A 22,328-nucleotide genomic window follows, 5' to 3' on the forward strand; every position below is an offset into this window, starting at 1 on the left:
TCAGGTCGCTTGTAGGATTAGGACGAGGGTGTAGGAATCGGCGCGAGGGGGCTGAAGCGGGCCAGCATGAAGTCGATGAAGGTGGTGAGCTTGGGCGTGGGTTGGCGGTCGCGCGAGTACACCAGGTGCATGGGGCGCGCCGCCGGCACGTAGTCGTGCAGCAGCGGCACCAGGCGGCCGGCGGCGATGTCTTGCGCCAGCAGGATCTCGGCCTGCATCACGATGCCGAAGCCGCGCAGTGCCGCCACCCGCAATGCCTGGCCGTTGTTGGAGCGGAAGCGGCTTTCGCGCACCTTGCTGGCGCCGGGCTGGTTCTTCAGCCGCCAGCGCACCTGGTGCGTCCATTGCATGAAGTCCAGGCATTCGTGGTGTTCCAGGTCGTCCGGCGTGCGCGGCGTGCCGGCCCGCGCCAGGTAGGCCGGCGCGGCGCAGATCACCATGCCGTAGGGCCGCAGCGCGCGCGCCACCAGGCCCGAATCTTCCAGCACCCCGATGCGGATGGCCGCGTCGTAGCCTTCTTCCACGATGTCGATCATGCGGTCGTTCAGGTTGAGCTCGAGGCTGACCTCGGGGTGCAGCGCCAGGTATTCCGTCATGGCGGGACTGACCCATTCGCTGCCGAAGGACACCGGCGCGGTGATCTTCAGCTTGCCGCGCGGCGCCGCACGCATGGCTTCGGCCCCGGATTCGGCCGCGCTGATCTGCGCCAGGATGGCGCGGCACTGGTCGGCATACTGGCGGCCGATCTCGGTCAGGCTCTGGCGCCGCGTGGTGCGCGCGAGCAGCGCCGCCCCCAGCTTTTGTTCCAGCGCGCGGATGTGTTTGCCCACCATGACGGGCGAGATGCCGCATGCGTCGGCCGCTGCCGTGAAACTGCCCCGGTCCACCGCCGCCACGAATACTTCCATGCTGCGCAGCTTGTCCATATTCCTAACCTATAGTTCGCAATGTTGTTCATTCTAGTGCATTTATTCCTGTGGTGAAGCAAGCCATACTGGCTGCACCAACCAACCCAACAGGAGAACAGCATGAAAATCATCGTCATTGGCGCAACCGGCACCGTGGGCAAAGCCGTGGTGGAGCAGCTCGGGCTGCGGCATGAGATTGTGGCAGTCGGCAGCAGCAGCGGCCAGTACCAGGCCGACATCGGCGACATCGCCCAGGTGCGGGCCTTGTTTGAACAGATCGGCAAGGTGGACGCGGTGGTGGTGGCGGCCGGCAAGCTGGCCTTCGCGCCGCTGGGCGAGTTCACGCCCGAGCAGTTCCGCGTCGGCCTGGACAGCAAGCTGATGGGCCAGGTGAACGTGGCCCAGGTGGCGCAGGATTTCCTCAACGACGGCGGCTCCATCACGCTCACCAGCGGCATCGTGGCGGACCAGCCGATCCGCAATGGCGCCAGCGCCACCATGGTGAACGCGGCGGTGGAGGGCTATGCGCGCGGCGCGGCTATCGAACTGCCGCGCGGCCTGCGCATTAACGTGGTGAGCCCGACCCTGCTGACCGAGTCGCTGGACAGCTACGGCCCGTTCTTCCGCGGCTTTGAGACCGCGCCCGCCAGCCGCGTGGCGCTGGCCTACAGCCGCAGCGTGGAGGGCGCGCAGACCGGGCAGGTGTACAAGGTCTGGTAATTTCTGCGGTTTTGCTGCGGCGGCGCGGCCCCGGGCTTGCGCCGTCGCAGCCTCTCCCTTCGTGGGCAAGCAGGAATGCTGCATCCGTGTTAAATTTTCCGTTATTTCCATTAGTCAACAAGTAGTGAATAATTAGTCAATAACGAGGAAACGGGATACCCAAACATGGACATTGAAAGTACTAAAATCAGCACACGCTTGGCCACCGGCTTTGGCCTGGTCTTCCTGCTGCTCATCATCGTCACCGCACTCGGCATCAACCGGGTGCAGAAGATTGACACCATCCTCACCAACATCAGCGACGTGAACAACGTCAAGCAGCGCTACGCCATCAATTTCCGCGGCAGCGTGCATGACCGTTCCATCGCCCTGCGCGACGTGGTGCTGGCGGCGGATGCCGGCGCCGCCGCGCCGTACATCGAGCAGATCAAGACGCTGGCCGACCATTACGCCAAGTCGGCCGCGCCGCTGGACCAGATCATCTCGGCCGGCAAGAACGTCACGCCGGAAGAAAAGGGCGCGCTGGAAGGCATCAAGGCCAGCGAGGCCAAGACCCAGCCCTTGATCGCCAAGGTGATCGCGCTGCGCACGGCCGACCAGCTGCCCGAAGCGACCGCGCTGCTGCAGCAGCAGGCCGCGCCGGCGTTCGTGGAGTGGCTGGCGTCGGTCAACAAGCTGATCGACCTGGAAGAAAAAATGAGCATGCAGCAGGCTGACAGCGCCACCAGCGTGGCGCGCAGCTTCTTCGTGTTCATGGTGGTGCTTTGCCTGATCGCCATCGGCGTGGGCGTGGCGGCGGCCTGGTTCATCAGCCGCGGCCTGCTGCGCCAGCTGGGCGGCGAGCCGGAGTACGCGGCGTCCATCGTGGGCAGCATTGCCGCTGGCAACCTGGCGGTGCGGATCGACACCAAGCCGGGCGACAACAGCAGCCTGCTGCACGCCATGCAGGCCATGCGCGACAGCCTGGTCAACATCGTCAGCCAGGTGCGCGCGGGCACGCAGACCATCGCCACCAATTCGCGCGAAATCGCGGCCGGCAATATGGACTTGTCCAGCCGCACCGAGCAGCAGGCCGCCAACATCGAGGAAACCGCCTCGTCGATGGAGCAGCTGACCGGTACCGTCAAGCAGAACTCCGACCACGCCCACCAGGCCAACCAGCTGGCGCTGTCGGCCTCCGAGGTGGCGGTGAAGGGCGGCGCGGTGGTCAACCAGGTGGTGCACACCATGGCATCGATCAATGAATCCTCGAAGAAGATCGTGGACATCATCGGCGTGATCGACAGCATCGCCTTCCAGACCAACATCCTGGCGCTGAACGCGGCCGTGGAAGCGGCGCGCGCTGGTGAGCAGGGCAGGGGGTTTGCCGTGGTCGCCACCGAGGTGCGCAACCTGGCGCAGCGCTCGGCCGGCGCGGCCAAGGAAATCAAGAGCCTGATCGATGACTCGGTGGAAAAAGTGGACGCCGGCGCCAAGCTGGTGGACCAGGCCGGCGCGACCATGCAGGACATCGTCAACAGCGTCAAGCGCGTGACCGACATCATGGGCGAGATCTCCACTGCCAGCGCGGAACAGACCTCGGGCATTGAACAGGTGAACGAAGCGGTCGGCAAGATGGACCAGGTGGTGCAGCAGAATGCCGCGCTGGTGGAGCAGGCTGCCGCCGCTGCCGCCTCGCTGCAGGACCAGGCAGGCAATCTGTCGCAGGTGGTGAGCATCTTCAAGCTTGACGATTCCACGCCCGCGCTGCTGCCCCGCGCACCCACTGCGTCCGCTCCGGCTGCCCGCCCGGCCCCTGCCGTCACGGCGGCCCGTACCGCGCCGGCACGCCGCGCGGCGCTGCCTACCGCCAAGCCTGCTCCCAGGAAGGCGCCCGCCGCCGCCGGCCCTGACGACGGCTGGGAAGAGTTTTAAAACCGACAATTTTTTGTTTGGCAAATATGCGATTTCGCCAAGCAAATATTTTGTAACAGCTGTTACGTATTGACGCACGGCATGTATTATTGCCTCTCGAAGGGGTAAAAAACATGCCTAAAGTCATCTTGTCTATGTTGTCCGCCGCGCTGCTGTCTACGCCGGTTTTCGCTGCCGCCGCGCAGCTCACCGACGTGGAGGCGCGCTGGCTGCAGGCCGGCGCTGCGGTGCTGGCTTACGCCAAGCAACAGCAGCTTCCCATCGACATCATCGTGCAACCGCAGGCCCAGCCCGGCGCAGTGCCGCTGGCCATGGGTTTCGACGGCGGGCGCTGCAAACTGGTGTTCACCATGCGCGGCAACCCCGCTGCCGAGGACGTGCTGCAAGCCGTGCCGGCCGCGCAGCGCGCGCTGATGATCGAGGCCATGACGGCGCACGAAGTGGCCCATTGCTGGCGTTATGCGCAAGGCGCCTGGCATTCGGTGCCGAGCGGCTTCCAGGAGCGCACGCCGGACGCAGCCCAGCCCCCCGAAATCCAGAAGCTGACCCAGGAACTGCGCGAAACGCGCCGCGAGGAAGGCTTTGCCGACCTGGCCGCGCTGGCGTGGGTGCAGCGCAGCCATCCGGGCGAGTATGGGCAGGTCTACGGCTGGCTGCGCCAGGTGCGCGCGGCGCAGCCCGACAGTCACGTGTCCCATGATACCGAGGCCTGGCTGGCGCTGGCTGCCAGCGGCGCGGCGTTTTCGGAAGGCACCACGCCTTTCGAACAGGCCCGCTCGCTGTGGAAGCAGGGCTTGCAAGCGGCCGAATAAGGGCGTATCGGTCCCCGCCGATTTGATGAGTCTTGTGTTGGTTAGCGTACAGAGTGGATTTGGCCACAGGCGTTTAATCACTACGCTAACCATCACTTAGGGGGACTATCATGAACAAATTCGTAATCCTTGCACTGGCAGGCGCCATCAGTAGCGGTTATGCCATGGCTGATAATGACCCGGCCGCTTACAAGGCCATGAAGGACAAGGCCGACACGGAATACAAGGCCGCCAAGGCCCAGTGCAAAAGCCTGAAAGCCAACGCCAAGGACATTTGCCAGGAAGAGGCAAAAGTGGCCAAGGCCAAGGCTGAAGCCGACGCCGTGGCCCAGCACAAGTCCGATGCCAAGGACATCCGCAAGGCCCGCGAGGATGTGGCCGATGCCGAGTATGACCTGGCCAAGGAAAAATGCGACGATATGAGCGGCAACGCCAAGAGCGCTTGCAAGCATGACGCCAAGGCAGCCAAGGACTCGGCCATCGCCGACGCCCGCCGCGCCGATCCCACCCCGACCGTAGGCGAGCGCACCGCTGCCGCCGCCGGCACCGCGCGCGACAAGACCGCCGCTGCCGCCGACAATATGCGCGACCGCACTGCCACCACCACCGACAATATGCGCGACCGCACCGCCGCCACCACCGACAACATGCGCGAGCGCACCGCCACCACCACCGCTGCCGCGGCCGACACCACCCGCAATACCACGGCCGCCGCCGGCGACGCTGTCAGCGACACCGTCATCACCACCAAGGTGAAAGCCGACCTGGCCGCCGATCCTGGCGTGAAAGCCATGGACGTGCACGTGGAAACCGTGAAAGGCGTGGTCATGCTGAGCGGCTTCGTGCCATCCAAAGCGGAGGCCGACAAGGCTGTGCAGCTGGCGCGCGGCGTGAAAGGCGTGAGCGACGTGAAGAGTTCCATCCAGGTCAAGCAGCAATAAGAAACACTAAGCAGCACTAAGCGGCAGCCCGCGACCACGCTGCCGCTTTCCCCTGAGCCCGCTGCGCGCGGGTTTTTTTATTGTTTGCTTAAATTATGATCGTAATTTAAAATCGCGGGTATGCAGCATCCTTCAACATTCCTGTGAGGCAGCAAATGTTCGCTCAACCCCTCTCCGCCTGGCTGGCACGCCGCGGCTTGCACTATTCCTGGGTCATCGTCGCCCTGACCTTTTTGACAGCATTGACTTCATCGGCCGCGCTCGGCCTGCCCGGTGCACTGCTGCAGCCGCTGAGCAAGGAGTTCGGCTGGGACGTGGACCAGATTTCGTCCGCGCTGGCAGTGCGCTTCGCGCTGTTCGGGCTGATGGGGCCGTTCGCCGCCATCCTGATGGAGCGCTTCGGCCTGCGCAACGTGGTGGTGACCGCGCTGGGCCTGGTGGCGGCCGGCCTGGTGCTGGCCACCCGCATGAGCGAGTTCTGGCACCTGGTGGCGCTGTGGGGCGTGATGCTGGGCATTGGTTCGGGCATGACGGCCCTGGTGCTGAGCGCGGTGGTGGCCAACCGCTGGTTTGAAACGCGGCGCGGCCTCATCATCGGCCTGCTTACGGCCAGCTCGGCCACCGGCCAGCTGGTGTTCCTGCCGCTGGGCGCCTGGCTGATCGAGCACTACGGCTGGCGCATGGCGCTGTTGCCGGTATTTTTCGCCTGCTCCCTGGTGGCGCTGGGCGCCTTCTTCCTGATGCGCAACCGCCCCTCGGACCTCGGCCTGCTGCCTTTCGGCATGGACCCGGCCGCAGCCCCCGCTGCCGCCCCCGCCGCACCCATGAAGATCACCTTCGGCACGCCATTTGCCGTGCTGCGCAGCGTCGCCGCCAACCGCACCTTCTGGATCCTGTTCGGCACCTTCTTCATTTGCGGGCTGAGTACCAACGGCCTGATCCAGACGCACTTCATTTCCCTGTGCGGCGATTCCGGGCTCGGTCCGGTGCCGGCCGCGTCGGTGCTGGCGATGATGGGCGCGTTCGACCTGATCGGCACCATCGCCTCCGGCTGGCTGTCGGACCGCTATGACAACCGCAAGCTGCTGTTCTGGTATTACGGCCTGCGCGGCCTGTCGCTGCTGTGGCTGCCGTATTCGGAGTTCACACTGTACGGCCTGTCGCTGTTCGCCATGTTCTACGGCCTGGACTGGATCGCCACCGTGCCGCCCACCGTCAAGCTGGTGGGCGCCACCTTCGGCAAGGAGCGCGCGGGCATGGTGTTCGGCTGGGTGTTCGCGGGCCACCAGCTGGGCGCGGCGGCGGCGGCGTACGGCGCGGGACGGGTGCGCACGCTGTGGTTCACCTATAACCCGGCGCTGTTCGCGGCGGGCGCGGCGTGCGTGGTGGCGGCGCTGCTGGTACTGGCGATACGGCGCCAGCAGGCAGCTGCCGTGGCGGTGCCGGCGAAGGCCGCCGCGTAGGCGGGCAGGAGGCTGGCGCGCCAGGGCACAGGGCTCAGTTCGAGCCGCTCACCTGCTGCAGTGCGGCTTCGGCATGGCGCTGCGCCGGTGCGTGCTTGGCGGCGGGATAGCTGCGGTCGGCCATCAGGTTTTCCCAGAAATCGCGCTCCACGCGGTTGGCGGCCAGCCTGCCGTATGGCTGGCCGTTGCTCTGCGCTACCGTCGCTTTCACCCAGGCTTCGTGGCGGGCCTTGACCAGCTGGTAGTCGTGCGCCGAAGCCATCATGGCGTCCACGCTTTGCTGCTGGGCGGCCGCCACGCGGAAACAGGCGCGCCATTCGCGCAGCGCTTTTTCCACCAGGCGCACGCTTTCCAGCGTGGCCGAGCGGGCGGGAAAGTTCGGCTGCGCGCACGGCGATTTCTGCAGCGGATCGGTTTCCGCGCCATGGCCGGCGGCGCAGGCGGCAACCAGGATCAAGGCGGCGTACAGCTGTTTCATCGCATATCCCGTATAGTGAACTTGCACTTATTGTAACTTGCTCAAAGGGAAGTAGTATATATTTTTGTAACTTTTTTGCCACAGCGAATCAGCGTGGTGCTGTGGCTGTTTCGTCACTATACTGTTGGCAATGACAACAGGTGGAGACGCATACATGAGCCGGTTCGGAATTTTCGCGTGGACTGCGCCGTCCCCGGTCACGCTGCTGGCCTTGCTGCTGCCTGCGCTGGCGCATGCGCAAGCCGATTATCCGAATACGTCCGCCATGGGCAGCATGGTCGACCGCAACGCCGCCTGGTATCGCCAGTGCCTGCGGGTGCAGCATGTCGAGCCGCCGGCGCGCGAGCTGCCGTCGCCCGCCGCCGTGCACAAGCTGCGCCAGTGCGGCGCGGAAAACCGCTACTACGACACGCGCGCCCGCGCCGGCGCCACCCCGGCCGACTGGGAGCAGGTGCGCCATTGCGCCTACGCCGAGAGCGACGCCACCGTGCTGATGATGTTGTATGCGAACGGCTATGGCGTGTCGCGCAATTACGACCTGGCCGTCAAGTACGCCTGCTCGCTGCCGGCGGCGCCGGCGGAAATGGATGGCCGCGTGGCCCATTTGAACGAACGCATGCTGCACCACGAATCGCAGCCCTTCGACCAGTGCGACGACATCACCAGCGGCCTCATGGGCGGGCAGTGCGCCGCCATCCAGGACCGGCTGGACAGCCGCGAGCGCGGGGCGAAGCTGGCCGCATTGATGAAGGCGTGGCAGCCGCCGCAGCAGGCTGCGGCGGCCAAGGTGCAGCAGGCGCTGGAGCAGTTCGCCTCGCACCGTGCGGACCATGAAACCGACATGAGCGGCACCCTGCGCGCGGCGCTGGCCATCGAGGCGCACGGCGTCGAGCTGGACCTGTTTGCGCACGACGTGCAGGATGCGGAGAAGGGCAAGCTGCCGCGCTACACCGAGCAGCAGTACCAGCAGCTGGACAAGAAGCTGAACCAGGTCTATCAGCGTTTGATGCAGCAGCCGCAGAAGGAAGGCGAGCAGGGTTTCGGCTACGGCACCGTGACCAAGGAAGGGGTCAGGCTGACGCAGCGCGCCTGGCTGGCGTACCGCGACGCCTGGGTGGCGCTGGGCGCGGCACGCTATCCTTCGGTGGCGCCGCATGCGTGGAAGGCGCTGCTGACACAGCGCCGCATTGAACAGCTGGAGGAGCTCGGGTCTTGAGTCGGCGGGTTACGGCTCCGCCTAACCCGCCCTACAGGATGCGCCATGCGATGCGAGGATGCGTCGGGCGCCGAGCCGGAGCCGTAACCCGCCGCTCCGTCACTTCAGGTACTTCGCCAGCCAGCCGTGCACTTCGTTGTAGAAATAGCGGCTGTTTTCGCCCTTCAGCACCCAATGGTTCTCGTCCGGGAACACCACCAGCTTGCTCGGCGTGTTCAGGCGCTGCTGGGCCGCGAAATTCATCAGGGCGTTGTTGACCGGCACCCGGTAATCCAGCTCCCCCACGGTGATCAGGATAGGCGTCTTGAAGCCCGTGCCCTTCTCGTGGTTCCCCGCCTGCATGATAGGGCTTTGCTCGCGCCACACCGGCAGGTTGCCCCACACCGGGCCTCCGCTGTTGACCTCGCGGCCGTACACGCTGTCGCTGGTACCCCACTGCATTACCAAGTCCATCTCGCCGGCGTGCGACACGATGGCCTTGTAGCGCGTGGTGGTGGCTTGCAGCCAGTTGGCCAGGTGGCCGCCGTAGCTGGCGCCGCCTGCGGCCAGCTTGCTGCCGTCGATGAAACTGTACTTCTTGATGGCTTCGTCCACCGCCTGGTTGATCTCGTCGCCGGGGCCTTTCAGCGGGTCGAACTGGATCGAGCGCGCGAACGCTTCGCCGTAGCCGGTGGACCCCTTGTAGTCGGTCAGCAGCACGATGTAGCCCGGCTTGGCCAGCAAATGGTAGTTCCAGCGCAGTACGAACTGGTCGCGCCACATATTGGCCGCGCCGCCGTGGATCACCGCGAACAGCGGGTATTTCTTTGCCGGATCGAAGTTGGCCGGCTTGACGATCATGTTGTGGATCTGGCGGCCGTCCGGCGTCTTGAACCAGAAGTGTTCGGGCGCCTGCCAGTCGATGGCGGCGGCTTTTTCCACGTTGAAGGCGGTCAGGCGTTTTGGCGCCTTGCCATGGAATGCGAACACTTCCGGGGGATTGATGGCCGATTCCCACACGCCCACCAGCGCGGAGCCGCCCGCGCTCAGCGAGTTGATGCTGCCGGTGGCGGCCGACGGTTCGGCTTTCACTTCGCCGCCCGCGTAGGCGATCGAGTGCAGCTGCTCCAGGCCCGCGTGCTCGAAGGTGAAGTAGATGCGCTTGCCGTCCGCCGGCAGCGCGTAGCGCGACACCGAGCGGTCCAGCGCGGCGGTCAGGATCTTCGGCTGCGCGCCCGCGCTCATCGGCCAGGAGAAGCTGGCCAGGCGGTCCAGGTCGTACACTTTGCCTTCGGTTTCAGCCTGCGTCAGGCACAGCAGGGTCTTGCCGTCCGGGGAAAACTTCAGGCTGCTGTAGCTGTGTTTGTCCGCCGTCAGGCGGGCCGCTTCGCCGCCGGCGGCCGGCAACGAGAATATCTGCGTGTAGGCCGAGGCGCGCGCCAGCTCGTCGCGGTTGGTCGAGGCGCTGAAGACGATGGACTTGCCGTCCGGCGCCCAGACCGCGTCCAGCGACTGGCCTTCGTCGCCCTGGCCGCCGCCGAAGCCCGGCATGGCCGCCAGCTTGCTGCCGGACAGGATGTCCTTCGGCGTGGCGCCGGTCTGCGCGTCCATCACGAACAGGCGCACCAGCTTGTCGTCCAGCCATTTGTCGAAGTAGCGCGGCGGGAAGCTCTCATAGGCGCGCGCGCTGTACTTGCGGTCCTTGCGTTCCTTGGCGGTCTTCTTGACGGATTCCTCGTCGGTGTTGCCGGGGAAAAGGTCGCTGATGAACAGGATCTGCTTGCCGTCCGGGCTGAACTTGGGCGAGCGGGCGCCCAGCGTGAGGGTGGTGAGGCGCTGCGCTTCGCCGCCGCCGGCCACGTCGATGCGGTAGATCTGGCCGGCTTCGTCGCCGTCGCGCTTGGCGACGAAGATCAGCTGCCTGCTGTCCGGCGACCAATTCAGGGCGCTCTCGCCGCCCTTGGAGAAGGTCAGGCGGCGCGGCGCGCTGTCGTCGGTGAGGGACTTGATCCACAGGTCGGACCATTGCTCCTTGCTGTCGTAGGCCGTATCGGTGACGGAGAATACCGCCCATTTGCCGTCCGGGCTGGGCACCGGCGCGCCGACGCGCTTCATCAGCCATACATCCTCGTGGGTGATGGCGTGCCTGGCGGCGATGCCGGCCGCCGCGGACGGGGTGGCGTCGGCGGCATGGGCGGAAACCGCAACGAGGCTGGCGGTAGCCAGCAGCAGGGCGGTGAGGGGATGGAGCAAGCGGGTGGAGGTCATGTGCACAGTCCGGCTGGTGGATCGAAGCCGTAGATGGTGGACAAAAGCGCCACCCCTGTCAATCAGCCAAATGTTTCTCCAATGTATCCGCGCTGGCGGCGGCGCGGGCCGCCAGTATCATGTCGGCGGCCTTTTCCGCGATGGCCACCGTGGGCGCGTTGGTGTTGCCGCCGATGAGGGTGGGCATGATGGACGCGTCGGCCACGCGCAGGCCTTGCAGCCCGTGCACGGCCAGGGTGTCGTCCACCACGGCCATGGCGTCGCGGCCCATTTTGCAGGTGCCCACCGGGTGGTAGATGGTTTCCGCCTTGCGCCGGATGAAGTCGCGGATCTCGTCGTCGCTTTGCACCTGCGGGCCGGGGTGTAGTTCGGTGCCGCGATAGGGATCGAAGGCCGGCTGCGCGAGAATGGCGCGGGCGGCCTTGACGCCGCGCACCATGGTGTCCATATCGTCCGGGTGCGACAGGTAATTCGGCTCGATCAGCGCGTGCGCCAGCGGGTCGGCGCTGTGCAGGCCGATGCGGCCGCGGCTCCTGGGCCGCAGGTCGCACACGTGCAGCGAGTAGCCGTGGCCCAGCATGGTGGCCCTGGCATGCGCCAGCGTGCGGCCGTGGCCGTCCAGCGTGGCGGGCGTGAAGTGGAACTGCAGGTCGGGCACGGCCAGTTCGGGACGGCTCTTCACGAAGCCGCCGCCCTCGGCCGAGTTGGTGGTGAATGGGCCGCTGCGGCGCAGCAGGTAGTTCAGCGTGTGCGCCGCCTGCGCCAGCAGGTTGCGCCACGAGATGCCGAGCGAAATGTGCTGCGTGCTTTTCTGCACCAGCAGCACGTCCAGGTGGTCCTGCAGGTTCTCGCCCACGCCGGGCAGCGCGTGCAGCAGCGGAATGCCGTGGCGCGCCAGTTCTTTTTCAGGCCCTATGCCGGACAGCATCAGCAGTTGCGGCGAATTGATGGCGCCGCCGGACAGGATCACCTCGGCACCGGCCAGCGCCTCGTGCTGCTTGCCGTCCTTCAGGTAGGCCACGCCGCGCGCCCGCCTGCCGTCCAGCAGGATCCTGGTGGCGTGCGCGCCGGTGATGACGGTGAGGTTGGGGCGCTTGAGCACCGGATGCAGGTAGCCGCGCGCCACGCTCCAGCGTTCGCCGTTTTTTTGCGTCAGGTGGTAGCGGCCCAGGCCTTCCTGGCTGGCGCCGTTGAAATCGTCGTTGGCCGCGTAGCCGGCCGCCTTGCCCGCATCGAGGAACACTTGCGTGAGCGGATTGGGCGAGCGCTGCGCGCACACGTTCAGCGGGCCGCCGCTGCCGTGGTAGGCGTCCGCGCCCGGCTCGTGGTGCTGCGCGCGCTTGAAGACGGGCAGCAGGTCGGCGTAGCTCCAGCCCCGGTTGCCGAGGGCGGCCCAGTGATCGTAGTCGCTGCGGTGGCCGCGGGTGTAGATCATGGCGTTGCTGGAGCTGCTGCCGCCCAGGGTTTTCCCGCGCGGCCAGAACAGCCTGCGCCCGTTCAGCTGGGCCTGCGGTTCCGTGTGGTAGCGCCAGTTCAGCGTCTTGCTCATCATCAGGAACAGTATGCCGATCGGCATGCGGATGAAGGGGCTGCTGTCGCGCGGCCCGGCCTCCAGCAGGCAAACCCTGATGGCCGGATCGGCCGACAGCCGGTTGGCCAGCACGCAGCCGGCCGATCCCGCGCCGACGATAACGTAGTCATACATATTCCGCTCCTGGTTGCGCCCGATATGCCGCCTGGCGGCCGCTCCAGTGTTGCACACCGCGCCCGGCGCCGCAATTGCCCCGCGAGCCAATCGCTGGCGCCGGCGGAATAGTACGGTTACCATGCCGTTTCCATCATGTCGCGGGTGCTCCCATGAAGATATTGCGCACGTTGTTCTGCATCGCCGCGCTTGCTGCCAGCGCCGCGCCGGCGCGGGCGCAGTCGGTAGCGTTCACGTTTGACGACGGGCCGGATCTGGAAGCCACGCCGCGCCTGTCGCCGCAGCAGCGCAACGCGGCCATGCTGGCGGCCCTGGACAAGCACGGCGTGAAAGCGGCGCTGTTCGTCACGGCGGGCAACGGCGCGGACCGGCCGGAGGGGCTGGCGCTGGCGCGCGCCTGGGGCGAAGCCGGCCACGCCATCGGCAACCACACGATGACGCATCCGGACCTGAACAGCGCCAAGCTGCCGCTGGTGCAGTACCAGCAGGAGATCCTGGACTGCGACAAGATCATCAGCACGCTGCCCGGCTACCAGAAGTGGTTCCGCTACACCTTCCTGCGCGAAGGGAACACGCCGGAGAAGCGCGACGGCATGCGTGCCTTCCTGAAGCAGCATGGCTACCGCAACGCCTACGTGAGCCTGGACACCAGCGACTGGCGCCTGAACGGGGAACTGGTGCGCGTGCTGGGCGCCGACCCCAACGCGGACCTGGCGCCCATCCGCGCGGCTTACCTGGCGCACTTGAAGCAGCGCGCGCTGGCTTACCGCGCGTTGTCGCAGCGCCTGCAGGGGCGCGATATCGCGCAAGTCCTGCTGCTGCACCATAACCTGATCAACGCGCTGTGGCTGGACGACGCCATCGCCATGTTCAAGGGCATGGGCTGGAGCATCACCACGCCGGCGGCCGCCTTTGCCGATCCGGTTTACCTGCTGGAGCCGGACCGGCCGGCGGCGGGCCAGAGCCTGCTGCTATCGATGGCGCGTTCGCTGGGGCTGGGCAAGTTCGACGGCTGGCTGCGCCTGCAGGACGACGGCGACTACGAAATCGACGCGCTGAAGAATGCGCGCTAAGCCAGCTGGCGCTGGCGCCGTATGCTCATCAGGATGCCGGCGCCGATCCCCAGTGTGGTCAGCGCAGTGCCGCCGTAGCTGATGAAGGGCAGCGGCACGCCAACCACCGGCAGGATGCCGCTCACCATGCCGATGTTGATGAAGGCGTACGTGAAGAAGATCATGGTGATGGCGCCGCCCAGCAGGCGCTCGAACTGCGTGCCGGCGCTTGCCGTGATGGCCAGGCCGCGTGCGATCAGCAGGAAGTACAGCGTCAGCAGCACCGCAATGCCGAGCAGGCCGAATTCCTCCGCATACACGGAAAAGATGAAGTCCGTGGTGCGCTCCGGCACATAGCCGAGGTGGCCCTGCGTGCCCTGCAGCCAGCCTTTGCCGTCCAGCCCGCCCGAGCCGATGGCGATGTTGGCTTGCTTGATCTGGAAGCCCGTGCCGCGTGGGTCCGCTTCCGGGTTGAGCAAGGTCAGCACGCGCTGGCGCTGGTAGTCGTGCAGCATCGGCCAGGCCAGGGGGATGGCGGCGGCGGCGCCCGCCGCCAGCGCGGCCATTGCCTTCCAGGACAGGCCGACCAGAACGATCACATAGCCGCCGGCCGCCAGCACCAGCAGCGCCGTGCCCAGGTCGGGCTGCTTCATGATGAGGGCGGCCGGCACCAGCAGCAGCACGGCTGCCACCGCAAAGGTCTTCCAGCGTTGCAGGCTGGCATATTGGTGGAAGAACCACGCCAGCATGAGCGGCATGGCGATCTTCATCATTTCGGAGGGCTGCATGTCGAAACCGATGTGCAGCCAGCGCCGTGACCCCTTCTTGATCTCGCCCACCATGAACACCGCCAGCAATAACAGCACGCCCAGCGTGTAGAGGGGCGCGGCGTAGCGCATCAGCGTGTGCGGCGGCACGCTGGCCACAGCCCACATGATGCCCAGCGCGATCAGCACATTGCGCAGGTGCAGGGCGAAGCGGCCGGGGAAGTCGGCGCCGGCCGAGTACATGGTCAGCAGGCCGGTGGCCAGCAGGAGCAGCACGCACAGGGTCAGCTGCGGGTCCAGCACGGCAAGCAGCGCCTTGAGGCGGCGCGCCATCACAGCATGCCTTGCGCGCCGCGCACCGCCTGCAGCCATACCAGGCGGCCCACCAGGACGGCCAGCCCGGCCAGCGCAACGGCGGCCAGGATGGCGAGACGGCGGCGGAAGCGGCGTTGTTCTTGTTGCGGGTCCATGGCTGTTCTTTTGGGGAAAGATGTAATTTTAGCATGTCGGTAAACTTTACAGCAATTTGGGCATGACTTTACGCACGCTTCCTTCGCATGCCGCATCCGGCTGTCGAGAGCGCGTTAAATTGCTGTCGGAAAACTTTACAGTGGATGTCGTGCTCCCGAGTGGATGCGTCGTGGCACGCAATTTGCTTGTTTTTTGGAAATAATTTATTCCATGAGGAAAATATGATCGCTCTGAAGCGCTGCCTGACCCAACTCTCCATCTGCCTGCCGCTGCTGCTGGCCGCCGGCGCCAGCCAGGCCACCATGATCGGCCAATGGACTTTTGAAGGCAGCAATGCGCTGGCCGATTCCACCGGCAACTTCGGCAACCTGCAACTGCGCGGCAATGCCAGTATCGCCAACGGCCAGCTGACCGTGGACGGCAGCGGCACCAGCGCCCTGGGCTGGGCCCGCACCACCAGCTACGGCGGACCTGTCATCACCAGCAAGACGCTGGTGGTATGGGGCCAGTTGACCGGCCTGAGCAGCGCCGCCACGGCCGGCTCGATGATGACCATTGATAAAATCGGCAGCGACAATTTCGATGGCATCATCTACGGCGAAAACCAGGCCAACACCTGGATGAATGGCAGCAGCAACGGCTGGCGCAACGCCGCCTTCAATCCCGGCTATACCGAAACATCGATCAACAACCTGATCCAGATGGCGATCAGCTACCAGGATTTCGGCAACGGCACGCTGCGCATTACCGGCTACCGCAACGGCGTCAGCATCGGCAGCTACCTGGCCAACAACGCCGCCTCCTGGAGCGCGGGCGACACCGAGATCCTGTTCGGCATCCGCCACGCCAACTCCGCCGCTTCCGGTCCCGGCGGCCTGGACGCCGTCCTGAGCGAAGCGCGCCTGTACAACACCGCGCTGAGCCAGGCGGAAATCCAGGCGCTGCGCTTGAACACCGTGCCGGAGCCGGGCACCCTGGCCGCGTTCGGCCTGGGCCTGGCCATGCTGGCGGCGGCCCGCAAGCGCCGCGCGCGCAAATAGCAGACAGTCACGCGAACCGGTCGCGGTACTCGCTGGGCAGCACGCCCAGGTGTTTCGCGAACGCCCGGCGCAGGTTGTACTCGGTGCCGAAGCCGGACAGCCGCGCCACCTGCTTGATGCTGCAGCCGGCCGATTCAAGCAAGCGGCATGCCGTTTCCATCCTGACCCGCGCCAGCCATTGCGCGGGAGACGCACCGGTCTCCTCGCGCAGGCGGCGGTGCAGGCTGCGCGCCGACAGCGCCATCGCCGCCGCCATCCTCTCAACATCGATGTCCTCCGCCGTGCGCGGCCGCAGCCACTGCGTGAGGCGGTGCGCCAGACCGCCGCTGCCGGACTGCGCCAGCAGCTCCGTGCTGAACTGGCGCTGGCCGCCGGGCCGCTTGTGGTACACCACCAGGCGTTTGGCGGCGGCAATGGCGACAGCGCGGCCGAGGTCCTCTTCCACCAGACTTAGGCAAAGATCGATGCCGGCGGTGATGCCGGCCGAGGTGTACAGCGGCCCGTCCTTGATGTGGATGGCGTCGTCCTGCACCTGCACTGCCGGGTAAGCCCGGCGCAGGCTGTCCACGTCCTGCCAGTGTGTAACGGCGCGGCGGCCGGCCAGCAAACCGGCTTCAGCCAGCATGAAGGCGCCGGTGCAGACCGATGCGCAGCGCCGTGCCGCGCGTGCGCCTTGCGCCACCCAGTCCAGCAACGCCGGCTGGGCCAGCGCCGCATGCACGCCGCGTCCTCCCGCCACGATCAGGGTCGCGCCTTGCAGCGCGGCGAGAGCGGGCAGCGGGGCGGTCATGACGGCGATCCCGGAGCAGGACGCCACCGCGCCACCCAGCTGAGACACCAGCACCACGCGGTAGGCCGGCGCACGGCCCGCGTCGCGGCATTCGTCGTTGGCGGTGGAGAACACCTGCACGGGGCCGGTAGCGTCCAGCAGGAGGAAGTCGGGGAACACCAGGATCAGCACGGTGGCGGGGTCTGGCGGTTTTTCAACGTTCGATGTCATGAATGCCAAGTCTAGCACGGCTACACTGGGTGACCACACATCAACCGGAGTAGCCATGCTGGAACTGAGACCGACGTGCGAGCACTGCAACAAGAATCTGCCGCCGGACGCGCCGGACGCGCGCATCTGCAGTTACGAGTGCACCTTCTGCGCGGATTGCGCGGACAGCGTGCTGGCCAATGTCTGCCCTAACTGCGGCGGCGGCTTCGAGCGCCGCCCGGTGCGACCGGCACGCAACTGGCAGAACAACAATTACCTGGGCAACGACCCTGCGGGCACCGAGCCCAGGCACCGTCCAGTGGACGCTGCGGCGCACGCGGTCTTCGCCGCGCAGCTTGCTGCCATTCCGCCGGCGGAACGCTAGCTGCGGCGGCGGCGCGCGAACGCCAGCGCGAGCAGACCTGCGCCCAGCGCGGCTGCGGTGCCGGGCTCGGGGACGACGTTGGCGTTCGCCACGCGCGCGAATACGTCCAGGCCGCCGTGGTTCAGGCTCAGGAAGCTGTGCTGGTTGCCCGAGCTATAGCTGGCTTCACCCCACAGGATTTCCTTGCAGTCCAGCGCGCAATGCGCGCCTTGCAGCGTGATCCATGGGTCTTCCGGGAAGCCGCCGCTGCGCGACAGCACGTTGCCAACGATGGTGTTGCCCAGATCCACGCCGTCGCGCCCGGCGTTGAGCCAGCGCAGGTTGGGCGTGAAGACGCGGCCCCGGGCCTGTACCAGGCCGAAAATTTCCGCGTACGACGCCAGGCCCCAAGTCTGGCGGTCGCCGGTGATGAACAAGATCTCCGTGGCGCCAGGCAGGGCTTTCCAGAAGTCGGTGCTGTCGTTGTAGGTGCAGCTGCCCGACAGGTTCAGATCGCACTGGCCATTGAAAATGCCGTCGTTGGAACGGCCGACCTGGGTCCAGCCGTTGAGGATGGGGGAGGCGGCGGCACTGGACAGCAGGCCGGCGGACGCCAGCAGCGCGCCAGCCAGGCGGAACTTGAAAGTCTTAAGCATATGGATACATTTCCTGGTTATTATTACTGGTTGCAAGAAATGCATTGTATGGCGAGAGTATCCATAAGGCAATTTTAATGTTATTGCAGTAACTTTTATAATGGAAGCTTATGCATGGAATGATTGCTGCAGCGGCGCTGCTGCTGGCCGTTTCGCTGCCTGCGGCAGCCCGTGCGGCGTGCGTGGCGGAGCCCCTGCCCGCGCCGCTGGTGGGGGCGCCGCTGGTGGTGCTGGGTGAAGTGCACGGTACGGAGGAAGTGCCCGCCTTCGTGGCGCGCTATGTCTGCGCCACCGCGGCGAGCGGCAAGCCGGTCAGGCTGGCGCTGGAGATGCCGGCTGAAGAACAGGCACGGCTGGACGCATACATGGGCGGCGCCGGCACAGCGGCTGAACAGGCCGCGCTGCTGGCCGGGCCCTTCTGGCAGCGCCCGTTCCAGGATGGGCGTTCCAGCGCGGCCATGCTGCGCATGCTGGAAGCCTTGCGCGCCATGCGCGCGGCGGGCATGGCGGTGGAGGTGCTGGCTTACGACAGCGGCGGGGCAGGGCGCGAAGCCGGCATGGCGCAGCAGCTGCGCGCCGCCATGGCGCGCCACGGCGGCAGCGCCTTCGTGGTGCTCACCGGCGGCCTGCACGCCACCCGCACGCGCGGCAACCGCTTCAATCCCAACTTTGAATCGATGACTTATCTGCTGGCGGACCTGAAACCGCTGTCGCTGACGGTGGTCACGGGCGGCGGCAGCGCGTGGGTCTGCTCGGGGACGGACGGCTGCGGCCCGAAAAACTGGACCATCAACCAGGGCGCGCCCTCTGCCTCGGGCAGCGTGGCGCTCGACACGCCTTCGCCGCAGTTCGACGGCAGCTTCCACGTCGGCACCACCACTGCCTCGCCGCCTGCTGTGCCCGGCAAGGCGGGCGAGGGCCGGAGCGCGCCCTGAGCGCCCTGATTGGGCAACAGGCCGCTTAGTCCTTGCTTGCCGGGGTAATGGTCTTGCTGACCTTGCCCGTCTCATCCAGCATCTGGATTTCCGCCTTGCCCTCGGCGCTCACCATCAGCATCATGCGCACGCGGCCTTGGGCGTCCTTGAGCTGGAGTGACGAGGCTTTCTCGCCGGTGTTGCCCAGCCAGATACGGTTGCTGCTCAGGCGGCCCTGTTCGGCAAGCTTCTGCCAGTAGGCCTGGCGCTCGCCGGCGGGCAGCTTGCGTGCTTCCTCGCCGAAACGGCGCACGTCCTCCATCGAAGTGAGCTTGAAATGGGGCACGTCGTTGATCTTGAGCGCCGTCTGCTGGTGGCTGGCACTATCGGTGTTGATCAGTTGCAGCGCCTGGTCCTGGCGGAAGCGGTCGAAGGTGAGCGACAGGCCGGACGATATCCTGCCGTCGGCGGCGATGCTGCCCTTCTGGATCAGGCCGCCGTTTTCGGTGCCTTCATCGTTGATGAACAGCATGCCGGCAAAGCTGTTGCGGTCAGGGCGGGCGCCCTCCTTGCCCTGCATGAAGTCGCCCGGGAACTGCGCCTTGCTGGAGATGATCATGCGCCTGGTGCCGTCCGGCTCCACGATGTTGATCCTGCCCACGGTGATCTCGTCGAAGTGCTCATGGCGGGGCGGCTCCTTGGCACCGGTCAGCATGAATACGGCTGCCAGCGCGCTGGCCATGGTGGTTGCGCCTGCGAAAAAAGTTCTGATTTGCGACATATTGCGTCTCCTTCGTTAGGGTTATTTCAACTCGTTTTCAATTGCTGCACTGGCCCTGCGCAGGCGCCACTCCACCAGGAAGGCCAGCACACCGCAGAACGCGCACAGCGCGCCCAGGTATTGCAGCACCTTGTTGAGTGGCGAGCGGACGTAGCGCACGCCAGCCAGTTCAAACTTGCGCCGTCCGTTTTCGGTGTGCTCGAAAAACACGCTGCCCCGGTCGCCCCAGAATTCGGCCGTCTGCAGCCGCACCCTGGCCGCTTCGAACTCGGCCAGCTGCCTGGCGTACTCTTCCCGGGTGAGTGTGTTGGCGGCCAGTTTCAGGTTCAGTACCTCCTTGAACTGGTCGAATACGTTGTCCGACTCATTCTTCTGGATCACGCCCCTGGAGGTGTATTTGTACAAATTGTTGGCCGAGAAAATGCCGTCGTTGGCGGCCAGCATCAGCGCGAAGCCCAGCGCGCAGCAGGCGGCGGCGCCGAACAGCCAGCGCCTGGCGTGATGCACGCGCCGCGTGACGCTGCCATTCAGGAACTGGCTCACTTCGGGGATATGGCGCAAGGAACCCTGCAACACGTGTTTGTCGATGCCGCTCAGGAACTCGGCGGGCGGCAGCTCCAGCGCCTTGACGATGGCGCTGAACATGTCCGCCGACGGCTGGGACTTGTCGTTTTCCAGCTTGGACAGGTAGGACTGCTCAATGCCGATGGTGGCCGACAGCTGCGGCTGGGTAAGGTTCTTCTCGGTGCGGATCTGTTTGAGCTTTTCGCCGAAATTCATTGCTGCGCGCCTTTTCTTGTAGAGATGGCACGTATTCTTCTGGATTCAGCCTGGAATGAGAAGATGAATATGCGGGAATACCGGTGAATATGTCTGTTTTGGCAAGAATGGGCGGGGATGGGTGGGGGAGGCGCGTGCGATGGACGCAAAAAAGGGTTAGCAGCTTGCGCTTGCTAACCCTGATCTGGACTTGCTGAATTCGTGGTAGGCCGTGCGGGATTCGAACCTGCGACCAACGGATTAAAAGTCCGCTGCTCTACCAGCTGAGCTAACGACCCGAAAGAGGCCGTATTATATACAGCTCGCGGCACCTTGCAAAGGGTTTTCCGCGGCTTTTTCTCAGGCCAGGGCGGAAGTCACCTTCAGCACCTCCTCGGCGCTGGTGGCGCCCTCGGCGATCTTGTAGGCGCCGGCGATGCGCAGCGGCTTCATACCGTCGGCAATGCTCTGGCGGCGCAGCGCGGCGATGTCGGTTTCCTCCTGCACCTGCTGGCTGAACGCCTCGGTCACCGTCAGCAGCTCGTAGATGCCGGTGCGGCCGCGGTAGCCGGTCTGGCGGCATTCGGGGCAGCCCACCGGCCGGTAGATGCGCTCCGGCTTGGGCAGGTCCCACGCCCCGCCTATGCCTTGCCACACATCGTCGGCGATATGGCCGTCGGGCGATTTGCAGTCGGGGCACAGGGTGCGCACCAGGCGCTGCGCCATGATGCCGACCAGTGTGGCCTCCAGCAGATAATGCGGCACGCCCAGCTCCAGCAAGCGCATCACGGCCGACGGTGCGTCGTTGGTGTGCAGGGTGGACAGCACCAGGTGGCCGGTCAGCGCGGCCTGGATCGCCATTTCCGCCGTGGCCAGGTCGCGGATCTCGCCCACCATGATGATGTCCGGATCCTGCCGCATCAGGGCGCGCACGCCGTCGGCGAAGGACAGGTCGATGCCGGGCTGCACCTGCATCTGATTGAAGGCCGGCTCCACCATCTCGATCGGGTCCTCCACCGTGCACACGTTCACCTCCGAGGTGGCCAGCGCCTTCAGGGTGGTGTACAGCGTGGTGGTCTTGCCCGAGCCGGTGGGGCCTGTGACCAGGATGATGCCGTGCGGGCGCTTGGTGAGCGCATCCCAGCGCGCCGCGTCGTCCTCGGGGAAGCCCAGCTCGGGCAGGGTTTTCACCACCACTTCCGGGTCGAAGATGCGCATCACCAGCTTCTCGCCGAAGGCGGTGGGCAGGGTGGACAGGCGCAGTTCGATCTCCTGGCCGCCTGCGGTGCGGGTCTTGATGCGGCCGTCCTGCGGGCGGCGCTTTTCAATCACGTCCATGCGGCCCAGCAGCTTGATGCGCGCCGTCATGGCGATCATCACCACGGCCGGCACCTGGTAGACCTGGTGCAGCACGCCGTCGATGCGGAAGCGTATCGTGCCCAGGTCGCGCTTGGGCTCCAGGTGGATGTCCGAGGCGCGCTGCTCGAAAGCGTACTGCCACAGCCAGTCGACGATGTTGATCACGTGCTGGTCGTTGGCGTCGACCTGGCGGTTGCTCTTGCCCAGCTCGACCAGCTGCTCGAAGTTGTTGCGCAGCGCCAGGTCCTGGCCATTGGACTTGTTGGCCTTCTTGATGGACTTGGCCAGCGCGAAGAACTGCGAGGTGTACTGCGCGATGTCGAGCGGGTTGGAAATCACGCGGCGCACCACGCGGCGCGAGATCTTGGCGATCTCCGCTTCCCACTCGTGCGCGAACGGGTCGGCGGTGGCCACCACCAGGGTGTCCAGCGTCATTTCCACCGGCAGGATGTTGAAGCGCGCCGCGTAGTTGGCGGACATGACGTCGGCCACCTTGGTGAAGTCGATCTTGAGCGGGTCGATGCGGTAGAAGGGCAGCTTGGCGTGGCCGGCCAGCCATTCGGTCAGCATGTCCAGCGTGAGCAGCTTGTTGGGCGCCAGCGCCGAGTGCAGCTTGCAGTGCGCCACCGCGCACAGCGGATGCATGGCGCCGACGGTGTTCTTGAGGATGCCCTGGGCCTGGGCGTAGGCGGGCTTGACGCTGGCCTTGTCGACCAGGCCATCGGCCAGCAGCCAGGTGAAGATTTGTTGCAGGTCGAGTGCTTTCATCTGGCTGAGGTCTC

21 protein-coding genes and 1 tRNA gene are annotated in these 22,328 nt (G+C 65.9%); 10 read left to right on the plus strand and 12 right to left on the minus strand.

Annotated elements, in window-relative coordinates:
- Positions 1–17: 17 nt before the first annotated feature.
- Positions 18–926, minus strand: coding sequence for a LysR family transcriptional regulator (locus tag ASC94_RS09665; protein ID WP_056393747.1), 909 nt, complete (start codon positions 924–926; stop codon positions 18–20).
- A gap of 102 nt (positions 927–1,028) precedes the next feature.
- On the opposite strand from ASC94_RS09665, the gene ASC94_RS09670 reads away from it, so the two are divergent.
- The 5 genes from ASC94_RS09670 (at position 1,029) to ASC94_RS09690 (ending at position 6,758) form a co-directional block, all read left to right on the plus strand.
- Positions 1,029–1,628, plus strand: a complete 600-nt coding sequence (locus ASC94_RS09670; RefSeq protein ID WP_056393749.1) for a short chain dehydrogenase — start codon at positions 1,029–1,031, stop codon at positions 1,626–1,628.
- A 165-nt stretch (positions 1,629–1,793) separates the two neighbouring features.
- Positions 1,794–3,542 (plus strand): methyl-accepting chemotaxis protein, encoded by a 1,749-nt coding sequence (locus tag ASC94_RS09675; protein ID WP_056393752.1) that lies wholly within the window; start codon positions 1,794–1,796, stop codon positions 3,540–3,542.
- Between the two features lie 113 nt (positions 3,543–3,655).
- Positions 3,656–4,354 carry a hypothetical protein gene (locus ASC94_RS09680; RefSeq protein ID WP_056393753.1) on the plus strand — a complete coding sequence of 233 codons (699 nt, stop codon included), beginning with the start codon at positions 3,656–3,658 and terminating at the stop codon, positions 4,352–4,354.
- 110 nt (positions 4,355–4,464) lie between these two features.
- A complete protein-coding gene (locus tag ASC94_RS09685; protein ID WP_056393756.1) occupies positions 4,465–5,295 on the plus strand; it encodes a BON domain-containing protein in 831 nt (276 codons plus the stop codon).
- Positions 5,296–5,450: 155 nt separating this feature from the next.
- Positions 5,451–6,758 (plus strand): MFS transporter, encoded by a 1,308-nt coding sequence (locus ASC94_RS09690; protein WP_056393759.1) that lies wholly within the window; start codon positions 5,451–5,453, stop codon positions 6,756–6,758.
- 34 nt (positions 6,759–6,792) lie between these two features.
- Here ASC94_RS09690 and ASC94_RS09695 read toward each other — a convergent pair whose 3' ends face one another.
- On the minus strand, positions 6,793–7,236 hold the full coding sequence (locus tag ASC94_RS09695; protein ID WP_056393761.1) for a hypothetical protein: 444 nt from the start codon (positions 7,234–7,236) through the stop codon (positions 6,793–6,795).
- Positions 7,237–7,390: 154 nt separating this feature from the next.
- Between ASC94_RS09695 and ASC94_RS09700 the strand changes: the two genes are divergently transcribed.
- Entirely contained in the window at positions 7,391–8,452 is a 1,062-nt protein-coding gene (locus ASC94_RS09700; protein WP_056393763.1) for a lysozyme inhibitor LprI family protein, read from the plus strand.
- 99 nt (positions 8,453–8,551) lie between these two features.
- On the opposite strand, the gene ASC94_RS09705 is transcribed toward ASC94_RS09700, so the two are convergent.
- Together ASC94_RS09705 and ASC94_RS09710 are read right to left on the minus strand one after the other, a co-directional pair.
- Positions 8,552–10,699, minus strand: a complete 2,148-nt coding sequence (locus ASC94_RS09705) for a S9 family peptidase (protein WP_056393765.1) — start codon at positions 10,697–10,699, stop codon at positions 8,552–8,554.
- A 58-nt stretch (positions 10,700–10,757) separates the two neighbouring features.
- Complete coding sequence (locus ASC94_RS09710) at positions 10,758–12,404, minus strand: GMC family oxidoreductase (RefSeq protein ID WP_056393768.1); 1,647 nt, start codon at positions 12,402–12,404, stop codon at positions 10,758–10,760.
- 152 nt (positions 12,405–12,556) lie between these two features.
- Between ASC94_RS09710 and ASC94_RS09715 the strand changes: the two genes are divergently transcribed.
- On the plus strand, positions 12,557–13,477 hold the full coding sequence (locus ASC94_RS09715) for a polysaccharide deacetylase family protein (protein ID WP_056393769.1): 921 nt from the start codon (positions 12,557–12,559) through the stop codon (positions 13,475–13,477).
- Here the strand turns inward: ASC94_RS09715 and rodA are convergent.
- Together rodA and ASC94_RS32435 are read right to left on the minus strand one after the other, a co-directional pair.
- The gene (gene rodA, locus ASC94_RS09720; protein WP_056393771.1) at positions 13,474–14,556 is read right to left on the minus strand and encodes a rod shape-determining protein RodA; all 1,083 of its coding nucleotides are present in this window, start codon (positions 14,554–14,556) and stop codon (positions 13,474–13,476) included. The genes ASC94_RS09715 and rodA overlap by 4 nt on opposite strands.
- A complete protein-coding gene (locus tag ASC94_RS32435) occupies positions 14,556–14,693 on the minus strand; it encodes a hypothetical protein (protein ID WP_157201368.1) in 138 nt (45 codons plus the stop codon). The genes rodA and ASC94_RS32435 overlap by 1 nt, the downstream gene beginning before the upstream one ends.
- Before the next feature lie 222 nt (positions 14,694–14,915).
- Here ASC94_RS32435 and ASC94_RS09725 point away from each other — a divergent pair, with 222 nt between their 5' ends.
- Entirely contained in the window at positions 14,916–15,734 is an 819-nt protein-coding gene (locus ASC94_RS09725) for a PEP-CTERM sorting domain-containing protein (RefSeq protein ID WP_056393773.1), read from the plus strand.
- Positions 15,735–15,741: 7 nt separating this feature from the next.
- Here the strand turns inward: ASC94_RS09725 and ASC94_RS09730 are convergent, their stop codons facing one another.
- Entirely contained in the window at positions 15,742–16,734 is a 993-nt protein-coding gene (locus ASC94_RS09730) for a GlxA family transcriptional regulator (RefSeq protein WP_056393774.1), read from the minus strand.
- Between the two features lie 55 nt (positions 16,735–16,789).
- Here ASC94_RS09730 and ASC94_RS09735 point away from each other — a divergent pair, with 55 nt between their 5' ends.
- Complete coding sequence (locus ASC94_RS09735; protein ID WP_056393777.1) at positions 16,790–17,098, plus strand: DUF1272 domain-containing protein; 309 nt, start codon at positions 16,790–16,792, stop codon at positions 17,096–17,098.
- On the opposite strand, the gene ASC94_RS09740 is transcribed toward ASC94_RS09735, so the two are convergent.
- Positions 17,095–17,733: a PEP-CTERM sorting domain-containing protein gene (locus tag ASC94_RS09740; protein WP_056393778.1), complete on the minus strand. Its 639-nt coding sequence runs from the start codon at positions 17,731–17,733 to the stop codon at positions 17,095–17,097. The two genes, ASC94_RS09735 and ASC94_RS09740, sit on opposite strands and share 4 nt — an antisense overlap.
- 110 nt (positions 17,734–17,843) lie before the next feature.
- Between ASC94_RS09740 and ASC94_RS09745 the strand changes: the two genes are divergently transcribed.
- Positions 17,844–18,668 (plus strand): hypothetical protein, encoded by an 825-nt coding sequence (locus ASC94_RS09745; protein WP_157201369.1) that lies wholly within the window; start codon positions 17,844–17,846, stop codon positions 18,666–18,668.
- A gap of 25 nt (positions 18,669–18,693) precedes the next feature.
- Here ASC94_RS09745 and ASC94_RS09750 read toward each other — a convergent pair whose 3' ends face one another.
- The 4 genes from ASC94_RS09750 to ASC94_RS09765 all read right to left on the minus strand — a co-directional run bounded on the left by ASC94_RS09750 (position 18,694) and on the right by ASC94_RS09765 (position 22,314).
- Positions 18,694–19,428 carry a hypothetical protein gene (locus ASC94_RS09750; RefSeq protein ID WP_056393781.1) on the minus strand — a complete coding sequence of 245 codons (735 nt, stop codon included), beginning with the start codon at positions 19,426–19,428 and terminating at the stop codon, positions 18,694–18,696.
- A 21-nt stretch (positions 19,429–19,449) separates the two neighbouring features.
- Positions 19,450–20,208 (minus strand): helix-turn-helix domain-containing protein, encoded by a 759-nt coding sequence (locus tag ASC94_RS09755; protein WP_056393783.1) that lies wholly within the window; start codon positions 20,206–20,208, stop codon positions 19,450–19,452.
- A gap of 202 nt (positions 20,209–20,410) precedes the next feature.
- Positions 20,411–20,486: transfer RNA gene (locus ASC94_RS09760), tRNA-Lys, on the minus strand.
- A gap of 61 nt (positions 20,487–20,547) precedes the next feature.
- On the minus strand, positions 20,548–22,314 hold the full coding sequence (locus tag ASC94_RS09765) for a GspE/PulE family protein (RefSeq protein ID WP_056393785.1): 1,767 nt from the start codon (positions 22,312–22,314) through the stop codon (positions 20,548–20,550).
- Between the last annotated feature and the right edge of the window lie 14 nt (positions 22,315–22,328).

This window comes from Massilia sp. Root418 (genome assembly GCF_001425265.1).
Taxonomy (GTDB): domain Bacteria; phylum Pseudomonadota; class Gammaproteobacteria; order Burkholderiales; family Burkholderiaceae_D; genus Rugamonas.